At 48.4% G+C, this 23,422-nt stretch carries 19 protein-coding genes; 10 read left to right on the forward strand and 9 right to left on the reverse strand.

Translation table 11 applies throughout. The features are described from left to right. Positions 1–24: 24 nt before the first annotated feature. Positions 25–789: a hypothetical protein gene (locus tag ABD07_RS10845; RefSeq protein WP_160818280.1), complete on the reverse strand. Its 765-nt coding sequence runs from the start codon at positions 787–789 to the stop codon at positions 25–27. A gap of 149 nt (positions 790–938) precedes the next feature. On the opposite strand from ABD07_RS10845, the gene olsF reads away from it, so the two are divergent. Beyond that, the gene (gene olsF / locus ABD07_RS10850) at positions 939–2,696 is read left to right on the forward strand and encodes a bifunctional ornithine lipid synthase OlsF (RefSeq protein WP_160818281.1); all 1,758 of its coding nucleotides are present in this window, start codon (positions 939–941) and stop codon (positions 2,694–2,696) included. Positions 2,697–2,721: 25 nt separating this feature from the next. Here olsF and ABD07_RS10855 read toward each other — a convergent pair whose 3' ends face one another. Beyond that, entirely contained in the window at positions 2,722–4,002 is a 1,281-nt protein-coding gene (locus ABD07_RS10855; protein WP_160818282.1) for a diguanylate cyclase, read from the reverse strand. A gap of 278 nt (positions 4,003–4,280) precedes the next feature. On the opposite strand from ABD07_RS10855, the gene ABD07_RS10860 reads away from it, so the two are divergent. Further along, positions 4,281–4,625 carry an exosortase system-associated protein, TIGR04073 family gene (locus ABD07_RS10860; protein WP_132429067.1) on the forward strand — a complete coding sequence of 115 codons (345 nt, stop codon included), beginning with the start codon at positions 4,281–4,283 and terminating at the stop codon, positions 4,623–4,625. 122 nt (positions 4,626–4,747) lie between these two features. Here ABD07_RS10860 and htpX read toward each other — a convergent pair whose 3' ends face one another. The 6 genes from htpX to argH all read right to left on the reverse strand — a co-directional run bounded on the left by htpX (position 4,748) and on the right by argH (position 11,586). Beyond that, positions 4,748–5,629 carry a protease HtpX gene (htpX, locus tag ABD07_RS10865; protein ID WP_108697187.1) on the reverse strand — a complete coding sequence of 294 codons (882 nt, stop codon included), beginning with the start codon at positions 5,627–5,629 and terminating at the stop codon, positions 4,748–4,750. Positions 5,630–5,811: 182 nt separating this feature from the next. After that, a complete protein-coding gene (ftsB, locus tag ABD07_RS10870; RefSeq protein WP_160818283.1) occupies positions 5,812–6,120 on the reverse strand; it encodes a cell division protein FtsB in 309 nt (102 codons plus the stop codon). Next, positions 6,120–7,403: a phosphopyruvate hydratase gene (eno, locus tag ABD07_RS10875; protein ID WP_160818284.1), complete on the reverse strand. Its 1,284-nt coding sequence runs from the start codon at positions 7,401–7,403 to the stop codon at positions 6,120–6,122. The genes ftsB and eno overlap by 1 nt, the downstream gene beginning before the upstream one ends. Positions 7,404–7,521: 118 nt before the next feature. Beyond that, a complete protein-coding gene (locus tag ABD07_RS10880) occupies positions 7,522–9,198 on the reverse strand; it encodes a CTP synthase (RefSeq protein ID WP_160818285.1) in 1,677 nt (558 codons plus the stop codon). Between the two features lie 84 nt (positions 9,199–9,282). Beyond that, the gene (locus tag ABD07_RS10885) at positions 9,283–10,167 is read right to left on the reverse strand and encodes a fructosamine kinase family protein (protein ID WP_160818286.1); all 885 of its coding nucleotides are present in this window, start codon (positions 10,165–10,167) and stop codon (positions 9,283–9,285) included. 3 nt (positions 10,168–10,170) lie between these two features. Next, entirely contained in the window at positions 10,171–11,586 is a 1,416-nt protein-coding gene (gene argH, locus ABD07_RS10890) for an argininosuccinate lyase (protein WP_160818287.1), read from the reverse strand. A gap of 307 nt (positions 11,587–11,893) precedes the next feature. Between argH and ABD07_RS10895 the strand changes: the two genes are divergently transcribed. Further along, entirely contained in the window at positions 11,894–12,424 is a 531-nt protein-coding gene (locus ABD07_RS10895; protein ID WP_240142524.1) for a hypothetical protein, read from the forward strand. A 74-nt stretch (positions 12,425–12,498) separates the two neighbouring features. On the opposite strand, the gene murA is transcribed toward ABD07_RS10895, so the two are convergent. Continuing rightward, complete coding sequence (murA, locus tag ABD07_RS10900) at positions 12,499–13,752, reverse strand: UDP-N-acetylglucosamine 1-carboxyvinyltransferase (protein WP_160818289.1); 1,254 nt, start codon at positions 13,750–13,752, stop codon at positions 12,499–12,501. A gap of 153 nt (positions 13,753–13,905) precedes the next feature. Here murA and ABD07_RS10905 point away from each other — a divergent pair, with 153 nt between their 5' ends. The 7 genes from ABD07_RS10905 to ubiD all read left to right on the forward strand — a co-directional run bounded on the left by ABD07_RS10905 (position 13,906) and on the right by ubiD (position 23,419). Then, positions 13,906–14,298, forward strand: coding sequence for a RidA family protein (locus tag ABD07_RS10905; RefSeq protein WP_160818290.1), 393 nt, complete (start codon positions 13,906–13,908; stop codon positions 14,296–14,298). A gap of 12 nt (positions 14,299–14,310) precedes the next feature. After that, positions 14,311–16,344, forward strand: coding sequence for an ATP-dependent DNA helicase RecG (gene recG / locus ABD07_RS10910; protein WP_160818291.1), 2,034 nt, complete (start codon positions 14,311–14,313; stop codon positions 16,342–16,344). 86 nt (positions 16,345–16,430) lie between these two features. Beyond that, a complete protein-coding gene (locus ABD07_RS10915) occupies positions 16,431–17,363 on the forward strand; it encodes a bestrophin family protein (RefSeq protein ID WP_160818292.1) in 933 nt (310 codons plus the stop codon). A gap of 382 nt (positions 17,364–17,745) precedes the next feature. After that, complete coding sequence (locus ABD07_RS10920) at positions 17,746–20,205, forward strand: SIR2 family protein (protein ID WP_160818293.1); 2,460 nt, start codon at positions 17,746–17,748, stop codon at positions 20,203–20,205. Between the two features lie 330 nt (positions 20,206–20,535). Further along, positions 20,536–21,078, forward strand: coding sequence for a chorismate--pyruvate lyase family protein (locus ABD07_RS10925; RefSeq protein ID WP_132428280.1), 543 nt, complete (start codon positions 20,536–20,538; stop codon positions 21,076–21,078). Then, a complete protein-coding gene (ubiA, locus tag ABD07_RS10930; protein ID WP_160818294.1) occupies positions 21,075–21,944 on the forward strand; it encodes a 4-hydroxybenzoate octaprenyltransferase in 870 nt (289 codons plus the stop codon). The genes ABD07_RS10925 and ubiA overlap by 4 nt, the downstream gene beginning before the upstream one ends. Before the next feature lie 11 nt (positions 21,945–21,955). Then, entirely contained in the window at positions 21,956–23,419 is a 1,464-nt protein-coding gene (gene ubiD, locus ABD07_RS10935) for a 4-hydroxy-3-polyprenylbenzoate decarboxylase (RefSeq protein ID WP_160818295.1), read from the forward strand. Positions 23,420–23,422: the final 3 nt, after the last annotated feature.

The following is a 23,422-nucleotide window of genomic DNA, read 5'->3' on the forward strand; positions in this document are numbered from 1 at the left end:
AATTCAGGTTTAATTATGGAACACCTAAGCATCAACTAAATATACTGAAAAATTGGACTCAAATTTAATCTGATCTACTACAGCCCCCTTAATTTTTATACTTGGGTCTCTTTTATGTGAAAGATTTTTGATCAACTCCCTTAGCTTGCTCAAATAATCGGATATGTAATACCACTCCTGCTCAAAATCATCTGGATGAATGTTAAAGTAATCTACATAATATAATCCATCGAAGTCTAAACTGACCATCGAGCTGATAGTTCTGTGATTGCTCAGGCCAGGAGAGCGTTCAAACCCAGCATCATCAAGTATTTTGCCGTCTAATATAACACGCGGGTATCCAGCCAAACATTCAAGAGCAACAGCTTCATTTAATGCAGGACCAAAAATGAATGTGTCATCGTGGTATAAAAGTCCCGATGTAATAGCACCTCTTAGTAAGATGCCTCGTTTAACAAGCTCCAATTGCAAACGATGAACATCCAAAATAATGCTAGAAACGCCAGATCCATAAGGTTCATTTTTAAGGTATGAGATGACAATAGAATCTGAAAATTGTGTAACTTGTCGAGATGTTGGTGCAATTTTTCCTTGCATTGCAATACCATCACGGTAATTAACCCCTCTTGATATTTCGGATAATGCAGCTTTTAGCTTAGAAAATGACATTGCTTTTGAGTCTGAGCTTGTTGTATTAATACTTTCATTAACGTGCGATTTAAAACCAAGAATATCCAGAAATAAGCAGTACCGTTCTTGATAGTTGCCGACAGTCATATTATTCATCATCCAGAGTTGGACTCATCAATTTGTTGATCATATCAAATTTTTAAATCTTCCAAGATTTGGTAGAAATTAGCAAAAAAGCTATCGTCATCATCCTGTCACAAAACTTTATTATCGTATCCAGTATTCAATTTTCATGCTGGAGTCAATGTATGCTGGATGTCGATGCGATGTTGAAGGATTATTTTCCGGATACGGAGGCGCAGAGCGATAAGCCGCTGATGAAGGCGGCGTCTTCGATGTTGAAGAAGCTGCTGCATCAGGAGGAGATCAATCGTTTTATCGAGACGCACCGGCATTTGGAAGGATTGGAATTCAACGATGCGGTACTGGAGCATTTTAATTTTTCGTTCCAAGTGTCCAGCAAGGACCGGGCGCGGATTCCCGATCAACGCCGGGTGTTGATTGTGGCCAATCATCCCCTCGGCTCACTGGATGGATTGGCATTGTTGAAGCTGGTATCGGAGATTCGCACCGATGTAAAGATTGTGTCGACGAGTTTGCTGAATTGCATCGATCCATTGAAAAGTTTGTTTTTGCCAATAGATAATTTTTCCAAGGTGGCAAAGCATCGCGACAATTTAAACTTGATTGTCGCGGCGCTGGAGGCGGAGCAAGCGGTGATTGTGTTTCCCACCGGCGAAGTGTCGCGCATTTCTCCGTTGGGGGTTCGTGACGGTAAATGGAAATCCGGATTTATCTCGTTGGCCAAGAAAACCAAAGCGCCAATTGTGCCGGTGCATATCGGTGGCAAAAATTCTGCGATGTTTTATGGTTTGTCGAGTATTTACAAGCCACTCGGCACGATGATGCTGGTCAACGAAATGTTCAACAAGAAGGGCGGTGAAGTTTCGTTCCGTATCGGCAAGCCGATTCCGTGGGAATCGATCGCGGCGATGGATTTATCCAAAAAAGCGGCGGCAAAGTTGATGCGCAAGCAAGTTTACTTGCTCGGCGAAAAGAAAAAGAAGGAACTGTTCAAGCCGATTGAAAATATCATTCATCCTGTTCGCACCAAACTGATCCGCAAGGAGCTGAAAGCATCGCGGCTGATCGGCAAAACTCAGGATGGCAAGCATATCTATCTGTTCGACTATCTGCCGAATTCCAGCGTGATGCGCGAAATCGGGCGGTTACGCGAATTGTCGTTCCGCCAGGTGCAGGAAGGCACGGGCAATGCGCTGGATATCGACAGCTACGACCGCTACTACCGCCATCTGATTCTGTGGGACGAAGATGAATTGGAGATCATCGGTTCGTATCGCATCGGCGAAGCGGCAAAAATTCTCAAGACACGTGGCGCAGAAGGGCTGTACACGCATAGCTTATTTGAATTCAATCCGGCATTTTCGCCGTACCTGGAGCAATCGATCGAACTCGGGCGCAGTTTTATTCAACCTCGCTACCAGAACAAGCGCAGCTTGGATTATTTATGGTACGGCATCGGCGCTTATCTGTATCAGCACCCGGAAATTCGCTTTATGGTCGGGCCGGTTTCGATGAGCACGGCGCTGCCGGAAGTGGCGCAACAGACGATTGCAAACTTCTACCATCAGCTGTGCGGCAATGACCAACAGCTGGCCGCTCCCAGGATTCCGTTTGAATTTGATGCCGCAGCGGATTTTGCATCGTTCAGCAAAGCCGCTGATGAGACGGAGTACAAACAAGCGTATTCGCTGTTGAAAGAGAAGCTGGAGGCATCCGGTGTTAAAGTGCCGGTGCTGTATAAGCAGTACGTTGAATTATGCGAGCCGGGCGGTTGCGAGTTTCTCGGTTTTAATATCGACCCGCAATTCTCAAACTGCGTGGATGCGTTGATTCTGGTGCATGTCGGTGCGATTAAGGAGAAGAAACATCAACGCTATATCGAGAGTCACGCGGCCGCTATGCTAGAGCGGAATTCCGCATAGCGGTTACGATGGACACTCGCGATTGTTATGGACGATGGACGAATACTTGATTACATCCGTTTGATTTAGCGCGATCGGCCGCTTCCGTCGCGGCTTTCAATAAATCGGAAAAACCATCGGACGAATTGGATTGCAATTCGGCGACACCCAGGCTTGCGGTCACATGGATGCCGGAAGGGTGCAGATGCTCGATGGAGTGGTGTATTTTCTCGGCGATCATCGCCGCACCCGCAAGATCACAATGTGGCAGTAGCAGGGCGAATTCTTCCTCACCATAACGTGCCACGATATCTTCTCTACGAATGGAACCGGTGAGTGTCGCGGCGACTTCTTTCAATACTTTATCCCCGCTAGCGAGGCCGAAGTTATCGTTGATCGATTTGAAACGGTCGATATCCAATATAATCAGGCTGCATGCAATGCTGTGCCGGGCGGCCTCGCTCAATTTCGATGGCGCTGTTTCCAGCAGGAAATAGCGATTATACAAACCGGTGAGCGGATCCTTCATCGCCAGTTCGTGCATCTGGCTTTGCTGCATGATTGCTTTATTTAACAACTTCTTATTACTGATCAGCGTGTTGATTCTTGCCAGCAATTCTTCCTGAATCAGCGGCTTACTAACGTAGTCATTGACACCGGAACGTAGCAGTTCAACTTTACGCGTAGCATCATCAAGAACTGAAAAAACCAATAGCGGCACTTCTTTTTTGTCATCCTCAAGACTGCGAATCGCTTTTACAATGGCGTGACCGTTCAATCTTCCTTTCAGTAAAGTGTCCGCTAACACCAAATCGTAATCATTGTTTTGCAGCGCCAGTAATCCTTGTTCGCCATTGCTGAAATGATCTACCGTATAACCGCATCCGGTGAGCAATGCAGTCACTGCGCTTGCCATGGATGTGCTGTCTTCAAGATACAAAATATGACCGCTCATGGATTTGTTGCAGCGTTTTCTTGAGAACTGCACGGTATAACTGGTGATTTTATCCAGTTCATGTTTGGAAAATATTTCTGTTACACCGGCTGAAAATGCTTCGTCCTGAAATTCCTTATTGTCGTTTGCGGTAATCATCACCAGCGGAATTTGCCGGGTGCGGGAATCGGCGCGTAATTGCGATGAAAACATAGGACCATCCATGTCCTGCAAGTGAGTGGCGATGAATACCAGATCAAAAGGCTGTTTTCTCAGCAATGTGAGCGCTTCACCACCCGTAGAGACTTGTCTGGTACCCAATCCGCCCGATTCGATCGCGGTGGATAGCAGTTTTTGGTATGTTCTGGATGGTTCAACGATAAGTCCTTCCATATTTCGATACTCCCTCAATGACATCGAGCCGTTACAAGCGACAGCAATTTTGCGGTTTACGTTACGTTTTGCCAGGAACATGGATATCGACATTCCGGATGGGTTTTTTAGGAGATTTATTTTTTACTGAGTTCAATTGCTGAATCGGCGCAATCGCTTCAATGTGCACGGATTTGTCTGATTACCCATGAAGAGGTAAACTGCGGAGGAATTTTTGCTTGTTTTCTTATCAGGGCAAAAATCAATTTCTAAAAAAACTGAATAAAGGAGATTTTTTGATGAGAAGCATTGTAAAACTGTTCTGGGTGCTTTCGATATTATTCCTTTTCTCGTCTCAAGCGATTGCTTCGGACAGCTATGTTAATAACTCAGCCGAGAAATTTGCCAGCGGTGTAGCGAATGCAGTGACCGGATGGGTGGAACTGCCCAAGAATATTATTTTAACCAGCCAAAAAGAAGGACCGGTTTATGGGATTACCATCGGGTTGGGGATGGGTATCATGCATACGGTAGGCCGGAGTTTGATCGGTGTGCTGGATGCCGCGACTTTCTTTATTCCCACTAAACCATCGGTTAATCCACCCTTTATCTGGCAAGATTTTTCGCGCGAAACTTCCTATTGATTCATAGGTGAAGCAGTAGGCAACGTAGTCTTATTTATTTCGGCACCATAAAAGCAAAACGCCGTACCGGTTTACCGGTACGGCGTTTTGCTGTGCGTTTCAGAAATGCTGACGCTACTGTTCTATTGTTGCGCTTGTAATGCCGCGATTCTTTCTTCCAGAGGCGGATGCGACATGAATAGCCGTGAAAATCCGTTACTGCCGCCGGAGATACCAAAAGCAGCGAGTTGATCCGGTAAATGCGCTTGTTCATGAACCAGCTGCAAGCGGCGGAGCGCAGCAATCATTTTTGCTTTTCCAGCCAGACTGGCGCCGCCTGCATCGGCGCGAAATTCACGCTGACGGCTGAACCACATGACGATAATACTGGCCAGCACACCGAGTACGATTTCGGCAACGATATTAGTAATCCAGAAAGCGGGGCCGTGACCTTCTTCCGTTTTGAAGATGACACGATCAACGGTATGGCCGATGACGCGCGACAGGAAAATGACAAACGTGTTGACCACACCTTGGATCAGCGCCAGGGTCACCATATCACCGTTGGCGATATGACTGACTTCATGCGCCAGCACTGCCTCGGCTTCATCCTGGCTCATGGTGTTGAGCAGGCCGGTGCTCACCGCGACCAGCGCATCATTTCGCGACATGCCGGTGGCGAAGGCATTAACGTCCGGCGCATCGTAAATAGCGACTTCCGGCATACCGATTCCAGCCGCTGCCGCTTGCCGCTGTACTGTAGTGAAAAGCCAATGTTCTTGCGCGTTTCGCGGCATTTCGATCACTTGAGCACCAGTGAAACGTTTTGCAGTCCATTTGGACAAAGCAAGCGACATGAACGAGCCGCCAAAGCCGAATACCGCTGCGAATATCAGCAGGGAGTTGATATTCAGACCGGTTCCTTGCGCATCGAGGATTTTCTCAACGCCAAGCAATCGCAATGTGATGCTTAGAACAACAACAATCGCCAAATTAGTTGCTAAAAAAAGAAGAATTCTTTTCATTCTTTTACTCCATGGTGTTTATCGAATACAAAACAAGACTGGTATTGATATATGAATTCCTTATCAATTTTCAAGCAAATTATAGTCAAAATTTCCTGATCAAGCCGGGTGATTGTAAGCGAGTTGATGCAGGCACCCGGCTTGGTTTTAGGCGTGCAATTTTCTGAAGAGTTCGCAGAAATTTATTGTGCAGGATTCGATTGCGTGGATTTAGGCTGGGTATTTCTGACGATCTGAAAGAGAATCTCGCCTTCCTTGATCATGCCCAAGTCGCTACGGGCGCGTTCTTCAATGGCTTCAAGTCCTTGCTTCAGATCGTTGACTTCGGCTTCGAGCATGTTGTTACGATTCTGCAGTTGCAGATTCTCCGCCCGCGCCGTAATAACCTCCTGATCTACTTGCCAAACCCTGAGCCAGCTTGCTTTTCCAAGCCATAAAGGGTATTGCATTGCGGCAATGGCAACGAGCAGGAGGAAACTCAATAGCTTCATTATTTGAGTTGGTAGAATGCTCTCCGGCCGGCATAGCTGGCCGAATCTCCCAGATCTTCTTCAATCCGCAACAGTTGATTGTATTTTGCGAGACGATCGGAACGGGACAATGAGCCGGTTTTAATTTGCAGCGCGTTGGTAGCAACAGCAATATCAGCGATGGTGGTATCTTCAGTTTCGCCGGAACGATGCGAAACGACCGCTGTGTAACCGGCGCATTTCGCCATCTCAATCGCAGCAAAGGTTTCGGTCAAGGTACCGATCTGATTCACTTTGATCAAAATGGAATTGGCGATATTGCGTTTAATGCCTTCCTGCAGAATTCTGGTATTGGTCACGAAAATATCGTCACCGACCAATTGGATCGATTTACCTAATTTCTCGGTCAGTAATTCCCAACCGTTCCAGTCAAGTTCGCTCATACCATCTTCGATCGTGATAATCGGGTATTTATCCACCCACGACGCCAGATAATCCGCAAACTGCGCGGAGGTCAGTTGTAGGCCCTCGGATCCTAAATGGTATTTACCATCGTGGTAAAACTCCGAACTGGCGTAGTCTATGCCGATGGCAACGTCTCTACCCGGTTGATATCCTGCTTGATCGATGGCTTGCACGATCAATTGCAAAGCGGCTTCATTGTTTTCCAGATTGGGGGCAAATCCGCCTTCATCGCCGACGGTTGTCGGCATGCCTTTGTCATTGATGAGTTTTTTTAACGTGCTGAAAACTTCCGCGCCACAGCGGATCGCATCGCGGAAATTGGCAATTCCCAGCGGAACAATCATGAATTCCTGCATGTTGATATTGTTGTTGGCATGCGCGCCGCCATTGATCAAATTCATCATCGGCACCGGCATCGACATCGAAGCCGCGCCGCCGAGGTAACGGTACAGCGGCAAGCCGGATTCTTCCGCAGCCGCTTTCGCAACCGCGAGAGATACCGCCAGAATCGCATTGGCGCCAAGCCTGGATTTGTTTTCGGTGCCGTCCAGGTTGATCAGTTCTTGATCGATGAAGCTTTGATCGACGGCATCCAATCCCATGAGTGTTTCGGAAATTTCGGTATTCACATTCTCCACGGCTTTCAGCACGCCTTTGCCCGAATAGCGCTGCGCATCGCCATCGCGTAATTCCACCGCCTCCCGGGTGCCGACGGATGCGCCGGAAGGAACCGAAGCGCGTCCTAGCACGCCGGATTCCAGCAATACATCCGCTTCAATGGTTGGATTACCGCGAGAATCCAGAATCTCGCGGGCGATGACATCTACTATTGCACTCATGCTACATTTTCCCTGTTGTTGACGGTTGTTAAATGGTTGTGGTTATTGTTCTATCTTTGGTATGACGGGTGGTAATTTCTAGTCTTTTCAGCTGTGCTGCCGGAAATTTTCTGTTGAATTAATTGGTTCGTACGGCATGTATTTTTTCATCTCCGGCAAGCTGATGCTCCTGGGTAAAACGAATCGCAGCCTGAACGTAGGATTTGAACAGCGGGTGACCTAACCGGGGTGTGGACGTGAATTCGGGATGAAATTGACAAGCAAGAAACCAGGGATGATCGATTTCCGGGAGTTCTATCATTTCACACAAGTTCTCTTCCTTGGAGAAACCGCTGATGCAAAGCCCCGCTTTTTCCAATTTTGGAATATAAAAACTGTTAACTTCGTAGCGGTGACGGTGACGCTCGCTAATGGTATCTGCGCCATAGGTTTTCCAGGCCAGCGAATCCTTTTTCAACATACATTCCTGTCCGCCCAAGCGCATGCTGCCGCCGATATCGGAATTCTCATCACGCACTTCGATTTGTCCGTCGCGCGTCCGCCATTCGGTGATCAAGCCGATGACCGGGTAGGGTGTATCCGGATTAAACTCGGTGCTGTGCGCGCCTTTCATGCCGGTTTTGTTGCGTGCATATTCAATCACCGCCAATTGCATGCCCAAACAGATCCCCAGATATGGAATGCGGTGGGTGCGGGCAAAATTGATCGCCATGATTTTGCCTTCCACGCCACGCTTGCCAAAACCGCCAGGAACCAAAATCGCATTCATATCGATCAAGCAATCCGTGCCTTCTTTTTCGATATTTTCAGAATCGATATAGACGATATTAATCCGGCTGTTGGTATGAATTCCCGCGTGAATCAAAGCTTCGGAGAGCGACTTGTAGGACTCGGTCAAATCGACGTATTTGCCGACAATGGCAATGGTCACGGTATGTTTCGGATGTTCCAGCGCATACACCAATTTCTTCCACACGCTCAAATCAGCCGGTTTTGCCAGAATACTCAATTTATGGCAAATGATTTCGTCGAGCATTTGCTCATGCAGTAAGCCCGGGATTTTGTAGATACTGTCGACATCGATAGCGGAAATAACGGCTTCTTCCTGGACGTTGGTGAAAAGCGCGATTTTTCTGCGCTCTTCCTTGGGTACTTCACGATCCGAACGGCATAGCAACACATCCGGTTGAATGCCGATTTCGCGTAATTCCTTGACCGAATGCTGCGTCGGCTTGGTTTTTAATTCCCCGGCCGAACCAATATAGGGCAGTAAAGTGAGGTGAATGAAACAGGTATCCGTGCGTGGATTTTGCACCGCCATTTGCCGGATGGCTTCCAAAAACGGCAGCGATTCAATATCGCCAACCGTGCCGCCGATCTCGATAATCGCAACTTGCGCATCGCCCACGCCTGCTTGAATATAGCGCTTGATCTCATCGGTGATATGCGGGATCACTTGCACCGTGCCGCCGAGGTAATCGCCGCGCCGTTCCTTGCGGATCACGCTTTCGTAGATTTGCCCGGTGGTAAAGTTATTATGCCGCGTCATGCGCGTGCTGATAAAACGCTCGTAATGCCCCAGATCCAGGTCGGTTTCAGCGCCGTCTTCCGTAACAAAAACCTCGCCATGCTGGAACGGGCTCATGGTGCCGGGATCCACATTAATGTAAGGATCCAGCTTGAGCATGGTTACTTTAAGCCCGCGCGACTCCAGCAACGCACCTAGGGATGCAGCGGCAATTCCTTTGCCCAGGGAAGAAACAACACCGCCAGTCACAAAGACATACTTGGTCATGAGCGGTTATCGCAATGAGAAAAATTCATGAGATCGGTAAAATTGAATTGCATGGCTCCGAGCGGATAGGGCGTCCAGTATTTATTAACGAATTTCAGCGAGTAACGTATTGATCGTTTGTTCAGTTTGATGCCGGTAACTGCTACCAAAAAGATTCAAATGATTAAGAATATGATAGAGGTTATAAACCAATTTGCGAATATTATAACCGGAATCCAAAGGATAATCATACCGGTAAGCAGAATAAAAATCGGCGGGGAAACCGCCGAAAAGTTCGGTCATGGCAATATCCGCTTCCCGGTCGCCATAATAGACCGCCGGATCGAATAATACCGGATTTCCACTATCGTCATAAGCATAATTGCCGCTCCATAGATCGCCATGCAACAGCGCGGGAAGCGGCGCTGCACCAGGGAAAAATTTATCCAAATCGATCAATAATTGTTCTCCCAGTTTTTGCAGTTTGCCGTTATGCCCATTGGTTTTGGCCAGATCCAATTGAAAACCAAGCCGCTGCATGCGCCAGAAATTGACCCAGTCGGAGGATAGCGTATTGATTTGCAGGGTTTGCCCGATCGTATTGTCGCGCACCCAGCCGAATTGTTTTGAAGTTGTGCGATGCATGGCGGCCAATTGCATGCCTAAATCCGCTGCACGGCCGCGCCCGCCGCCGTTTAAAGATAGATATTCCAGAACCAGCCAGGCCGCCTGATCATTGTGGCCATAGCAGACAGGTAACGGAACGCGCAATGTTTGCGACTGATGAATTTCCACAAGACCGGCGGCTTCCGCCTCGAACATGATCAAGCTCTCAGCGGTATTGAGTTTGACAAAATAGCGTCGCGCGCCATCCGTAATGCCATAAGTCTGATTGATACAGCCGCCGCCAATCGAGCGGGATTCTTTTATTTTGAAAAGTGTATTTGTGACAGCGGAAATTTGTGCACTGATGTCATGCCATACCTGCATGTTTCACACTTTCCACGATAACCATGCCTGGGCTTTCTGAATCGCTGCCTGCACTTGCTCCGGTGCGGTGCCGCCGGTGTGATTCCGGCTATTCATCGAACCTTCCAGCGTCAATACGGTAAAAATATCGGATTCAATGCGTATCGAGAATTGCTGCAATTCATTCAACGCAAGCTTACTGAGATCGCAGCCTTTTTGTTCCGCATACTGCACCGCTTTCGCCACGATTTCATGCGCATCGCGAAAGGGAATCCCTTTCTTAACCAAATAATCGGCCAGGTCCGTGGCGGTGGCGTAACCGCGCAATGCCGATGCACGCATAGTTTCCTGATTGACACGGACACCGCCCAGCATGTCGGCATAAATCCGCAACGTGTCCACCAAGGTGTCGACGGTATCGAACAGCGGTTCCTTGTCTTCCTGATTATCCTTGTTGTAAGCCAGCGGCTGCGCTTTCATCAAGGTGAGCAGCGCCACCAGATGACCGTTGACGCGCCCGGTTTTGCCGCGCACCAGTTCCGGCACGTCCGGATTCTTTTTTTGCGGCATGATGGAAGAACCGGTGCAGAAACGGTCGGCCAATTGAATAAAACCGAACGCCGGATTCATCCATAAAATGAACTCTTCCGACATGCGCGACAAATGCGTCATGATGAGCGCTGCACAGGCACTGAATTCGATCGCAAAATCGCGATCCGAAACGGCATCCAGTGAATTCTGACAAACAGCTTCAAAATCGAGCAGTTGCGCAACCCGCTCGCGATTGATCGGATAACTCGTGCCAGCCAGCGCGGCGGCGCCGAGCGGCAGCTGATTGACCCGTTTGCGGCAATCGGCCAAGCGCTCAACATCGCGTTTCAGCATTTCAAAATACGCCATCAGGTGATGGCCGAAAGACACCGGCTGCGCCACTTGCAAATGGGTGAAACCGGGCATGATCGTATGAATATGCTGTTCCGCCAAATTGAGCAAAGCGTGTTGCATAGCTTTGATCAGACTGATAATTTCGTCGATTGCAGTGCGTAAAAACAAGCGAATATCGGTCGCCACCTGATCATTGCGTGAGCGGCCGGTATGCAGCCGTTTGCCGGCATCGCCGACCAAGGCAGTCAGGCGTTTTTCAATATTCAAGTGAACGTCTTCCAGTTCCTGCAACCAGACAAACTGATGACTATGGATTTCGTCACGGATTTGCTGCATCCCTTGCTGGATAGCGGTTAAATCCGCAGTGCTGATAATGCCCTGTTCCGCCAGCATCTGCGCGTGCGCCAGCGATCCCTGAATGTCGTATTCTGCCAAGCGTTGGTCAAAGCTCACGGAAGCGGTATAACGTTCCACCAGGGCTGAAACCGGTTCGTTGAAACGGCCCGACCAGGTTTTTTTATGGTCATCTTGTTGCAATGCAGGGTCATTATTCATTACGTAGCTCTTTATTCCTTTGTTTTCTGATCAAAACATTAACAGGCGGCATTATAAAACATAAATACCCAGCCGGTTATTTTGTGCTGGTGCGATTTTTGCCCATTTTCCGGTCCGCAGCGCGCAATCATTTCAGTTAATTGATACACGCCACTTTTCCTTCTATACGTATTAGTGGATAATTCGCGTTTTCCTCTGCCACCCATAACACAAGGAGTTATTCATGTCGGATTACAATAGACAAAATCCAAACCAACAATCTAAAGCTGATAATTTATTCTCACAATTCAATTCGAAGTTCGAATGGATGGCACAGATCCCGACGATGCAATTGCCTGCAAAGTATGCCGGTGTATTGATTGGGCTTATCATCGTGGTCATCGCATGGAAAATGATCGCCGTCAGTAAAGTGGAATCCGATATGGCGAAGAAACTTGAAAGCGAACGCGCGATTATCACACAACAAGCCCGGGAATACGCCGATCAGCAATACGTGAAGGAAGAAGAACGCTTCGGACAAGTTTTATCTTGGGCGGTACGTGGCGAATTAATCCGCAACAATATTGACCAGATCGATCAATATTTGAGTGAAATCGTCAGAATGAAAGATACCGAACGTGTGGTATTGATCGGTGAAGATGGGCAATTGCTGGTTTCCACCGATAAACGCCTGGAAGAAACAAAAGGCACGGAAATATTTCCGAAAGAAATTCTGAATCTGCAAAAGATTTCGGTTAAATCGGATGTCGGTGGTAAAAAAATTCTGGTTGTTCCAGTCATGGGGCTGAACAAGAAAATCGCCACTTTGGTAGTCAGCTACAAACAACCTAAATTCTAATAAAGAATAACCGCGCACGCGGTTTAAGACGGGTTGCAATGAATGAAAGGCTTTTGCGATGGCAGAAGCCTTTTTTATTGGATACGGCGGATTTGTGCACCCAGCGCGGACAGTTTTCCTTCGATATTTTCATAACCGCGATCCAAGTGATAGATACGGTCAATCACGGTTTCGCCTTGCGCGATCAATCCGGCAATCACGAGACTGGCCGAAGCGCGTAGATCGGTTGCCATCACATTGGCGCCGTCCAAGTGAGCAATGCCGGTGACGATGGCGGCGTTGCCTTCGACTTCGATACTGGCATTCATACGCTTCAATTCCTGCACATGCATCAGGCGGTTTTCAAAAATGGTTTCGGTAATGATGGCGGTACCGTCGGCAATGCAATTCAACGACATGAATTGCGCCTGCATATCGGTCGGGAAAGCCGGGTAGGGGGCGGTACGCACATTCACGGATTTGGGTTTGGTGTGCATTTTCAGATTGATCCAGTTTCCGTTGGAATCAATCCGCGCACCGGCTTCGGTTAATTTATCCAGAACCGCATCGAGAAGATGCGCATCGGTATTTTTCAAGTGAATTTCGCCGCCGGTGGCGGTAGCCGCGACTAGAAAAGTACCGGTCTCAATACGATCGGGCATGACCGTGTGCTCCGCGCCATGCAGCGACGGTACACCTTCAATGGTGATGATGTCGGTGCCCGCGCCTTGAATTTTCGCGCCCATTGCTTTCAGGCAGTTAGCCAGATCGATAATCTCCGGTTCTCGCGCGGCATTTTCAAGAATTGTCGTGCCTTCGGCGAGAGTTGCCGCCATCATCAGATTCTCAGTGCCTGTGACCGTCACGATATCGAAAACGATACGTGCGCCATGCAGTTTTTTCGCTACCGCATGAATGTAGCCATGCCGGATATGAATGTCTGCGCCCATTGCTTGCAGGCCTTTGATATGCAGATCTACCGGACGCAAACCGATGGCGCAGCCGCCCGGCAGTGAAATCTCCGCTTCACCGGCACGCGCGAGCATAGGTCCAAGCACCAGAATGGCAGCGCGCATGGTTTTAACCATCTCATACGGCGCCACGAGATGAGTCAGCGTAGCGGCTGACAACGTTACCTCACCGGCACCAGATGCGCTAACGGTTGTTCCCATTTGCTTGAGCAGTGACAGCATGGTGGTGATGTCATGCAATGCCGGAACATTATTGATTTTGAGCGATTCTCCGGTGAGCAGGGCGGCGCACAACAGCGGAAGCGCGGCGTTTTTTGCGCCCGAAATGGAAATTTCGCCGTGTAGCGGCACGCCCCCCTGGATAATCAGTTTTTGCATATCATGAAAAATTCAAATGAAGTTTCGATTAAAATTCCGGCCTGGTTGAAATGTGCCCGAGTTCACTGCATCATACCGTAATAGTGCGGTTAAGGTTATGCGCGGGCGCCAACTATAACAAAAAATACGGTATCAATTTCAACAGGAGAAAAAATGACAAAGCAAATCATCCATACCGCCGATGCGCCACAAGCAATTGGCACTTATTCGCAAGCCGTGCGGGTGCGGGGAGGAGGATATACCATCTATCTGTCGGGGCAGATCGGATTGAATCCGGTCAGCATGCAAATGGCGGACGGGATCGAAGCACAGATCCAGCAGGTGTTTTCCAACCTGAAAGCGGTGGCGGCAGCCAGTGGCGGTAGTTTGAACGATATCGTGAAGCTCAACATATTTCTCACCGATCTTGGTAATTTCGCGCTGGTCAATGAAATCATGTCCAGTCATTTTTCCCAGCCCTATCCGGCGCGTGCCGCTGTCGGTGTCAAGGCGTTGCCGCGTGATGCGCTGGTGGAGATGGATGCAGTCATGGTATTGCAAAGCTGATCAGTCAACTCGGTGACTGCCAGCACGCAGGTGCAGGAGAAATTATCCCGTTTGGGTATCGCTACCGAACTGGATTTGATTTTGCACCTGCCGATCCGTTACGAAGATGAAACGCATCTGTTTCCCATCGCTGATGCGCCGCCAGGACAAACGGTACAGGTTGAAGGCGTTATAATTCACACTGAAGTGGTTTTTCGTCCCAGACGGCAACTGGTTTGCCAGGTGGAGGACAACAGCGGTGTTGTAGTGATGCGCTTTCTGAATTTCTACGGCAGCCAAATCAAAACCTATGCGGTGGGAAAGCGTGTGCGCTTATTGGGCGAGATTCGCAGCGGTTTTTTCGGCGCCGAAATGGTGCATCCCAAATGCCGCATCGTTCGTGCCGGAGAATCGCTGGCCGATACAATGACACCGGTTTATCCCACGACAGCGGGTTTGACGCAAACAATTCTGAGCAAATTGATCGCACAGGCTTTGCGGAATGCGCAGCACATGCTGACCGAAACCATTCCTGACGGCATTATCCGGAAATACCGGCTGATGAGCCTCCCAGATAGCATTCAGTGTCTGCATAATCCGCCGCCTGAGGTATCGATAGAAGCATTGCAAACACGCACGCATCCGGCATGGCGGCGGGTCAAATTCGACGAATTGCTGGCGCAGCAATTATCGATGCGCTTGCACTACCGGCAACGGCGCAGCCGTTCCGCACCGGCGTTGGCGCAAAAAAACACACTGCAACAGCAATTTCTCGCGCAGCTGAATTTTACGCTGACAGCCGCGCAAATCAGGGTTTGCGCGGAAATCAACCGCGATCTGGCCTCTGCGTATCCGATGCAGCGCTTGCTGCAAGGCGATGTCGGCAGCGGTAAAACGATTGTGGCCGCATTAGCGGCGTTACAAGCGATTGAAAACGGTTATCAGGCGGCCATCATGGCGCCGACCGAGATTCTTGCCGAACAGCATTTTCAGAAATTAACCAGCTGGTTTGAGCCGTTGGGGATCAAAGTGGCTTGGTTGTCCGGCAGCCAGAAGAAGAAACAAAAGCAAGCCGTGCTCGAGGACATCGCATCCGGCGCCGCACACTTGGCTGCCGGTACGCACGCGCTGTTCCAGGAGCAAGTAGTCTTTCATCAATTGGGTTTGGCGATTATTGACGAGCAACACCGCTTCGGCGTGCAGCAGCGTCTGGCGCTTCGAATGAAAGGCACGCAATCCGATCAAGTGCCGCATCAGTTGATGATGAGCGCGACACCGATTCCACGCACGCTGTCGATGAGTTATTTCGCCGACCTGGACGTGTCGGTCATCGACGAATTGCCGCCGGGCCGCTCGCCGGTCGTAACCAAATTGATCGCCGGTAACCGCCGTGACGAAGTGATTGCGCGTATCCGCCATGCCTGCGAACAAGGCAAACAAGTCTATTGGGTTTGCCCGCTGATCGAGGAATCCGAAACGCTGCAGCTGCAAACCGCGATGGAAACATTTGAAAATTTGCACGCGGTATTTCCGGATTTAACGGTGGGTTTGGTGCATGGACGCTTGCCCGCACAGGAAAAAGCCGCGGTAATGACCGCGTTCAAGCAAGGAGAAATCCAATTACTGGTTGCGACGACCGTCATCGAAGTCGGCGTGGATGTGCCGAATGCATCGCTGATGGTGATCGAAAACGCCGAACGCATGGGTTTGTCGCAATTGCATCAGTTGCGCGGCCGTGTCGGGCGTGGATCGGAAGCCAGCATTTGTATTCTGATGTTTCAGCAACCCTTATCCGAAATCGCCCGCAAGCGGCTCAGAATTATTTTCGAGCATACCGATGGCTTTGAAATCGCCCGTCAGGATTTGAACTTGCGCGGTCCCGGCGAATTCCTGGGAGCGCGGCAGAGTGGCGTGCCGATGCTGCGTTTTGCCGATCTAGAGCAAGATGGAGAACTCATCACGGCAGCGCAAGCCACCGCGGAAGAAATGCTCAACCGCTATCCGGAGTTGGTACAACGGCATATCGAGCGGTGGCTGGGGGATAAAACTGAATACTTGCGGGTATGAATGCGCATGGATTGCTGGCAGCGATACGCTACTATCTTCTTTCGGTTAAGATGAAATGAATCAAACAATAAAGGATCATTACTGTCATGATTGTTAAGGATAAAGTTTCATGGACACGGCTGCTGTTTCATTTCAGAGGCAGTAGTTTCATGGTGACGTGGCCGCGTATCCTCATGGTGACTATCTCCGCGATGATCGTGACCTATATTGAACTGTACTACAACATTCAAGCGTACACGCTCACAACGACGCCATTCTTGCTGGTCGGTGTTGCGCTGGGTATATTCCTGGGTTTCCGCAACAGCGCTTCATACGATAAATTCTGGGAAGGGCGCAAGCTTTGGGGCGCGCTGGTCAATACGTCGCGCAATCTGGCGCGCCAAACATGCTTTCTGATCCAATCTCCACAGGATAATGACGCCATAAGGCAATTTCGCGAAATGTTTGTCAAACGCATGATTGCGTATGTGCATGCCTTGCGCTGTCACTTGCGCAAGGAAGATTCCGCCGAGGAAATCAAAAAATTTCTCGCACCGGAAGATTTGGCTCAAGTGCTCCAATCGACACACCGCCCGCTGGCCATTTTGCAACAATTGGGCCGGGATCTTGCAATTGCACGCAAACGGCAATGGTTAAGTGAATTCAATCACCCGGCGATGGATGCGCAAATCAACGAGCTCACCCATATTCTCGGCGGCTGCGAACGCATCAGAAATACCCCGCTACCGTTCAGTTATTCCGTATTGATCCACCGTATCGTCGCTTCCTATTGCTTTTTCCTGCCGTTTGGATTGGTTGAAACCACCAGTATGCTGACGCCGATCGTTGTGCTGCTGATTTCATATGCATTCTTTGAACTGGATGCCATCGGCGATGAAATCGAGGATCCTTTCGGTTTGCAACCGAATGATCTGCCGTTGACTGCAATTTCACGCAATATCGAAATTAACTTGCTGGAATTGATCGACGCCCCCGACCGGCCGGTGCCTCTCAGTCCTGTGGATGATATTTTGATGTGATGACTAATTTGCAGACATAGATAATCTGTAAACTGCAAAAGCTAAAAATATTGATAGCAAATTATCAGAATACAGCTATAACTTATTAAAAATACAAGAATTTAAGTGTTACGGTTACTAGATGAATTTAAGTTAAAATTTTTAGTAATCAAACTTTTAATAAAAATAAAAACAATCCAATTAAAATTGATCTCATTGATACTCAATTGATTTCTTAATAAAAATTGTTAATATATAATTGATTGATTTCAATTTTGATCAAAGATATCGTGTCTTTTCGTAAATTTAATTTTAATTCAATTCTTTTGCAAAGGTATTCCGCTTCTGCAAAACAAAGCTGTGCGCGCCAAATCGGAACATATTACTCCAACGGGAAATAGAGATGCCAATTGATGCTAAAACCCACTCAATGGATACTGAGAGTACTCTGCAAATTGCCATTAGAAGTGCTTTGAATGGAGATGCAGTTCTCTTTCTTGGAGCTGGTGCCGCAAAAGCCGCTCACAAATTGAATGGAGATTGCCTACCAACTGGACAGGAGTTGTCCGATGCATTGGCTAAGGATTGTGGACTCAATGGAGGGTACTCACTTGATAGTATTACTGAGCATTTTTTAGATGCTCGGAGCGAAACCTCACTTATCAATGCTTTGCGAAAACAACTTACAGTCGCGACCATAGATCCTGAGCTGACTACGCTGGCTTCACTTCCGTGGGCACGAATTTGGACAACAAACTATGACGATGCATTTGAAAAAGCATTGGATAGCAGAAAAGTTTCCCATTATTCACTTACAACCGCTGCCGAAACGCGTAATGCACAAGGTAACAAGCTTCTGTTGCTGCATATTAATGGCTCTCTGGCGAAACTAAAACAGGCTCTAACGCCGGACTTCATAGTAACTTCTCAGAGTTATGCTACTCAATCTTTTTTGGATTCGGATTGGTCAGTGATCTTCCGCAATGATCTCCAGCGATCCAAGGCAATTATTTTTGTTGGCTATTCACTAGCCGATATTGATGTTGCCCGGTTGATCTTTAATCCAGAAATTTTTCGATCAAAAATTCATTTTATTGATCGAACAGAAATTGACCCTGTACTCAAAACGAAACTTTCAAGATTTGGCACCGTTCACCCAATAGGACTCGAGGCTTTACGGCGATCAATTGAAATTGAAAGCGCCTCATGGACAAAACCCGATCTTATCGAAGAGTATCAGTGCTTTTCAAGATTAGAAATAGAAGATGGAGGTAAAGATGCCTCTTCAGATGACGATTTTTATGACCTAATCTTGCGTGGAGTACCTCAAGATAAATTGATGCTCGCTCAAGCAGAAACGCCCATGGTTCCTAGCTACACTGTTATCAGAACTTTTGAGGATAAGTGCATTAGAGAGCTTGGAGAAGCGGGAACAATTGTTGCAATAGTAGGAGCATTCGCTAACGGTAAATCAATTGCGATTCGATCTATATGTTTAAAACTAGCAGCCCAAGGACGTGAGGTATTTTTCCTTGAACATCCCAATGATTTAGCAGAAGCTGAACTCCAACGTATGTGTAAAAGAGATAGGGATTTTGTTTTAGTAATAGAAAACTACTCACGCAACTTGTTGTTAGTCGAATGCTTCTCACGGTATGCTCGTGCTGAGTGTACACTGCTGATATCTGAACGAGCCGAAGTCCATGAGCTGCGTTTACCGGCGCTAATTGACAAAACCAAAGCACACCGTTATTTATTCGTTCATGATGTCGATGTGCTAGATAATGAAGAGATTGATCGGTTATCAAAACTTCTTAGTTTTCGAGGTTTGTGGGGGGAGCGTGCAGGATTAAGTGAAATCCAAAGAAATGCTTATCTTAAGCACGATTGTGGCAGTCAGATGCAAGCAGTGCTAATTGATGTTGCGAACTCTCCACAAGTAAAGGCAAAACTTAACGAAATCGTTGAGCATTTTAAAGCTATTAATGGTGGACTCCGGGTCCTGATTTCTTTGTGCTTATTGCAGGTGATTGGAGAGGAACCTCGCATTTCAATCGTATCGGAACTATTGCACTTGTCGCATGAATCTTTTCGCGATTTAACTCGTGATGAAATTCCACGTCAAATCGTCATTGTCCAATCCGACATCGCACAATTCCGGTCGACAATAATGGCCACGGCAGTACTTAGTGGCATGGTAAATTCCGCTGTCATTACTGAAGTCATTGTCGAATGTGTCCGAAATGCTGAGCATGCGCGGCGTGCAGATTCATACTTTGGTAATCTAGCGAAAGAAATGATGAGATTTGGCACACTTGAGCGAATTCTTCCTGAAAAGGGAAAACGTGCAGCTTTGCAAAATTTGTATGAAGAACTAAAAAATATTCCCTCTATCCGAGAGAATCCCCAATTTTGGCTTCAATACGCCATGGCGCGCCTAAGCCTGGGTGAGTTAGATGTCGCACGTCGTTTCTTTGAACAAAGTTATTCTTTCGCCAAGAAAATTGGTGAATACGATACATATCAGATTGATAATCACTATTGCAGGTTGCTTTTCCTAGAAGCAGAAAATGCAACTGACAGTGACGAAGCCTTCAAGTCCGTTAATGAAGCTCTCTCAACACTGAAAAAACAAGTTCTTCGTGAAAATCGCTACTATCCCTATAGATCTGTCTGGAACCTGGAAGGAGTTGCAAAACGGCATGGCACCAAATGGACTGACGAGCAAAAAAAGGGTGTTATAGCAGCCGCTCAATATTTGATGGAAGCATCAAATCGGCTTGATAGTCATACAGCTCGTTCAGTTGCAGTACAAGGTGGAATTCGACGCTTGCAGGTCGTGGTTGAAATACTTTCATATTGAATCTTCTTAAATACTTACAATTAATCTCTTCGCGCTCAATTCCTCGCTGCTCGCGGCGAGGTGCTTTATTGGATCCACTGATTAATTTGATAGTCTCAAAGTTTAAAAACAAAAAATCTAATTCGATAGAGTTACAAAATAAGATCATCTCTATGGTCTCAAGTCCGCTTTTTTTCTACTTTATAAGAATAGATTTCTATTAATCGGGTTTTGCAATTCCCTCTCTGAGACTGATGTATAATGCCGCTTAACAATTCTCAGTATGGCTTTGCCAGATCTAAGGTTAAGAATTTCTAGCATGCAACACTCTCATTTTGTAGCTTTGCCGCAATGAACAAAGCGCATCCGCTGGCATGGCATTCCACACTGACTTCTGTTTCATACCATCAACGTAACTGGTTACAGGATCGCGGGTCATTGACGCGCCGCATTCAGGATCGCTGCGGACAATTTCGTGTACAACGCGTATTTCAGTCATTCAGCAGGATTTATGGGGATGAATTGGATGTGATGGGGTTGCGCGCCAGTGAATTGGCCATGGTGCGTGAAGTTTATTTATACTGCGGAAATACGCCGGTGGTGTTTGCGCATTCGGTGGTGGCGCATAAAAATCTGCGCGGTGCATGGCGAGGTTTGAGCGGATTGGGCAATAAATCGTTGGGAACGGTTTTGTTTACCAATCCCAGAATCAAGCGCACGCCGCTGGAATTTAAAAAAGTCAGCCGTGGCCATTTCCTTTATGATCGTGCGTGCACGCGCTTACCGGAAAAACCGGCCAATCTGTGGGCGCGGCGCTCGTTGTTCACGCTGCACGGGCAATCGATTTTAGTAACCGAAGTTTTTTTACCCGCTATCTTGAATTTACCGCGATGAATTTAGCAGATCGAATTAAAACCTATGCGCAATTGATGCGGCTTGATAAACCGATCGGTATTTTGCTGTTGCTGTGGCCGATGTTGTGGGGGCTCTGGTTTGCCGCGCAGGGATTACCCGATGCGCAGATTCTGGTCATTTTTGTGCTGGGCACGGTGCTGATGCGTTCGGCGGGCTGTGTGATAAATGACTACGCCGACCGTAAAATCGATCCGCATGTCGAGCGCACCAAGAATCGCCCGATGGCGGCAGGCCGGGTAAGCTCCAAGGAAGCTTTGCTGCTGGCGGCGGGATTGAGTATCTGCGCATTTCTGCTGATTCTGCCTCTGAATCAACTGACCATCCTGCTTTCGGTACCGGCGCTGTTTCTGGCTGCAAGCTATCCGTTCACCAAGCGTTTTTTTGCCATGCCGCAAGCGTATTTGGGTATCGCATTCAGTTTCGGCATTCCGATGGCTTTTGCCGCGCAAACCGACAGCTTGCCGCCGATCATCTGGGTTTTGATGCTGGCTAATCTATTCTGGGTGATTGCATACGACACCGAGTATGCCATCGTCGATAAACCGGACGATTTGAAAATCGGTATCCAAACTTCCGCGATTACTTTTGGGCGCTTTGATGTGCTGGGTGTGATGGTGTGTCATACCTGTTTCATCGCGATCATGCTGATCATCGGACAAACGCAGCAGATGAATTGGGCGTATTACGCCGGATTATCGGTTGCAACCGGATTAATCGCTTACCAATATACATTGATCCGGCATCGCGACCGGGTTCTGTGTTTCAAGGCATTTTTGCATAACAATTGGGTGGGGATGACGGTGTTTACCGGGATCGCGCTCGATTTTGTCATTTTTCCGCATTAAGGATTCAATCCATGCAATATAAAGATCTCCGGGATTTCATTGCGCAACTGGAAGCAATGGGTGAACTCAAGCGCATTCAAACGGAAATTGATCCGGCGCTGGAGATGACGGAAATCTGCGACCGTATCCTGAAAGCGCAAGGCCCGGCGGTTTTATTTGAGCACCCCAAAGGGCACAGCATACCGGTGCTGGGCAATCTGTTCGGCACACCCAAACGCGTGGCGCTGGGTATGGGGCAGGAATCGGTCGAAGCGTTGCGTGAGGTCGGTAAATTATTGGCGTACTTGAAAGAACCCGATCCGCCGAAGGGATTGAAAGATGCCTGGGATAAATTGCCGCTATTGAAGCAAGTATTGAATATGGCGCCGAAAGAATTGAGCAGTGCGCCGTGTCAGGAAATCGTGTGGGAAGGCAACGATGTCGATCTGAGCCGCATACCGATCCAGACCTGCTGGCCGGGCGATGTTGCCCCGCTGATCACCTGGGGTCTGACGGTGACCCGCGGACCGAACAAAACCCGGCAGAATTTGGGCATTTACCGCCAGCAAGTCATCGGTCCGAATAAAGTCATTATGCGCTGGCTGGCGCATCGCGGCGGGGCGCTGGATTTCCGTGAATTCAGCCTGCTGAATCCGGGTAAGCCGTATCCGCTGGCAGTCGCTTTGGGCGCCGATCCGGCGACCATACTCGGTGCCGTGACACCGGTGCCGGATACATTGAGCGAGTACCAGTTCGCCGGGTTGTTGCGCGGCGCGAAAACCGAAGTGGTGAAATGCATCGGCAATGACCTGCAAGTGCCGGCCAGCACGGAAATCGTGCTCGAAGGCGCGATTCACCCCGGCGAAACCGCATTGGAAGGGCCGTATGGCGATCACACGGGTTATTACAACGAACAGGAAACTTTCCCGGTTTTTACCATCGACCGCATCACCATGCGGCGCAACCCGATTTATCACTCCACCTATACCGGCAAACCGCCGGATGAACCGGCGATTCTTGGTGTGGCGCTGAACGAAGTCTTCGTGCCGCTGCTGCAAAAACAATTCCCGGAAATTACCGACTTTTACCTGCCACCGGAAGGATGCTCGTACCGCATGGCGGTAGTCAGTATGAAAAAACAGTACGCTGGGCACAGCAAACGCGTGATGTTCGGTATCTGGAGCTTTTTGCGTCAGTTCATGTACACCAAGTTCATCATTGTCACCGACGACGACATCAACGTGCGCGACTGGAAGGAAGTGATCTGGGCGATCACCACCCGAGTTGACCCGGTGCGCGATACGTTGCTGGTGGAAAATACCCCGATCGATTACCTCGATTTCGCCAGTCCGATTTCCGGATTGGGCGGCAAGATGGGGCTGGATGCTACCAACAAATTTCCCGGCGAAACAAACCGCGAATGGGGCACACCGATTGCGATGGATGATGCGGTTAAGCAGCGGGTCGATGCGATTTGGAATGAGTTAGGAATTTGAGAG

The sequence above is a fragment of the Nitrosomonas oligotropha genome, assembly GCF_009833085.1.
GTDB lineage: Bacteria > Pseudomonadota > Gammaproteobacteria > Burkholderiales > Nitrosomonadaceae > Nitrosomonas > Nitrosomonas oligotropha.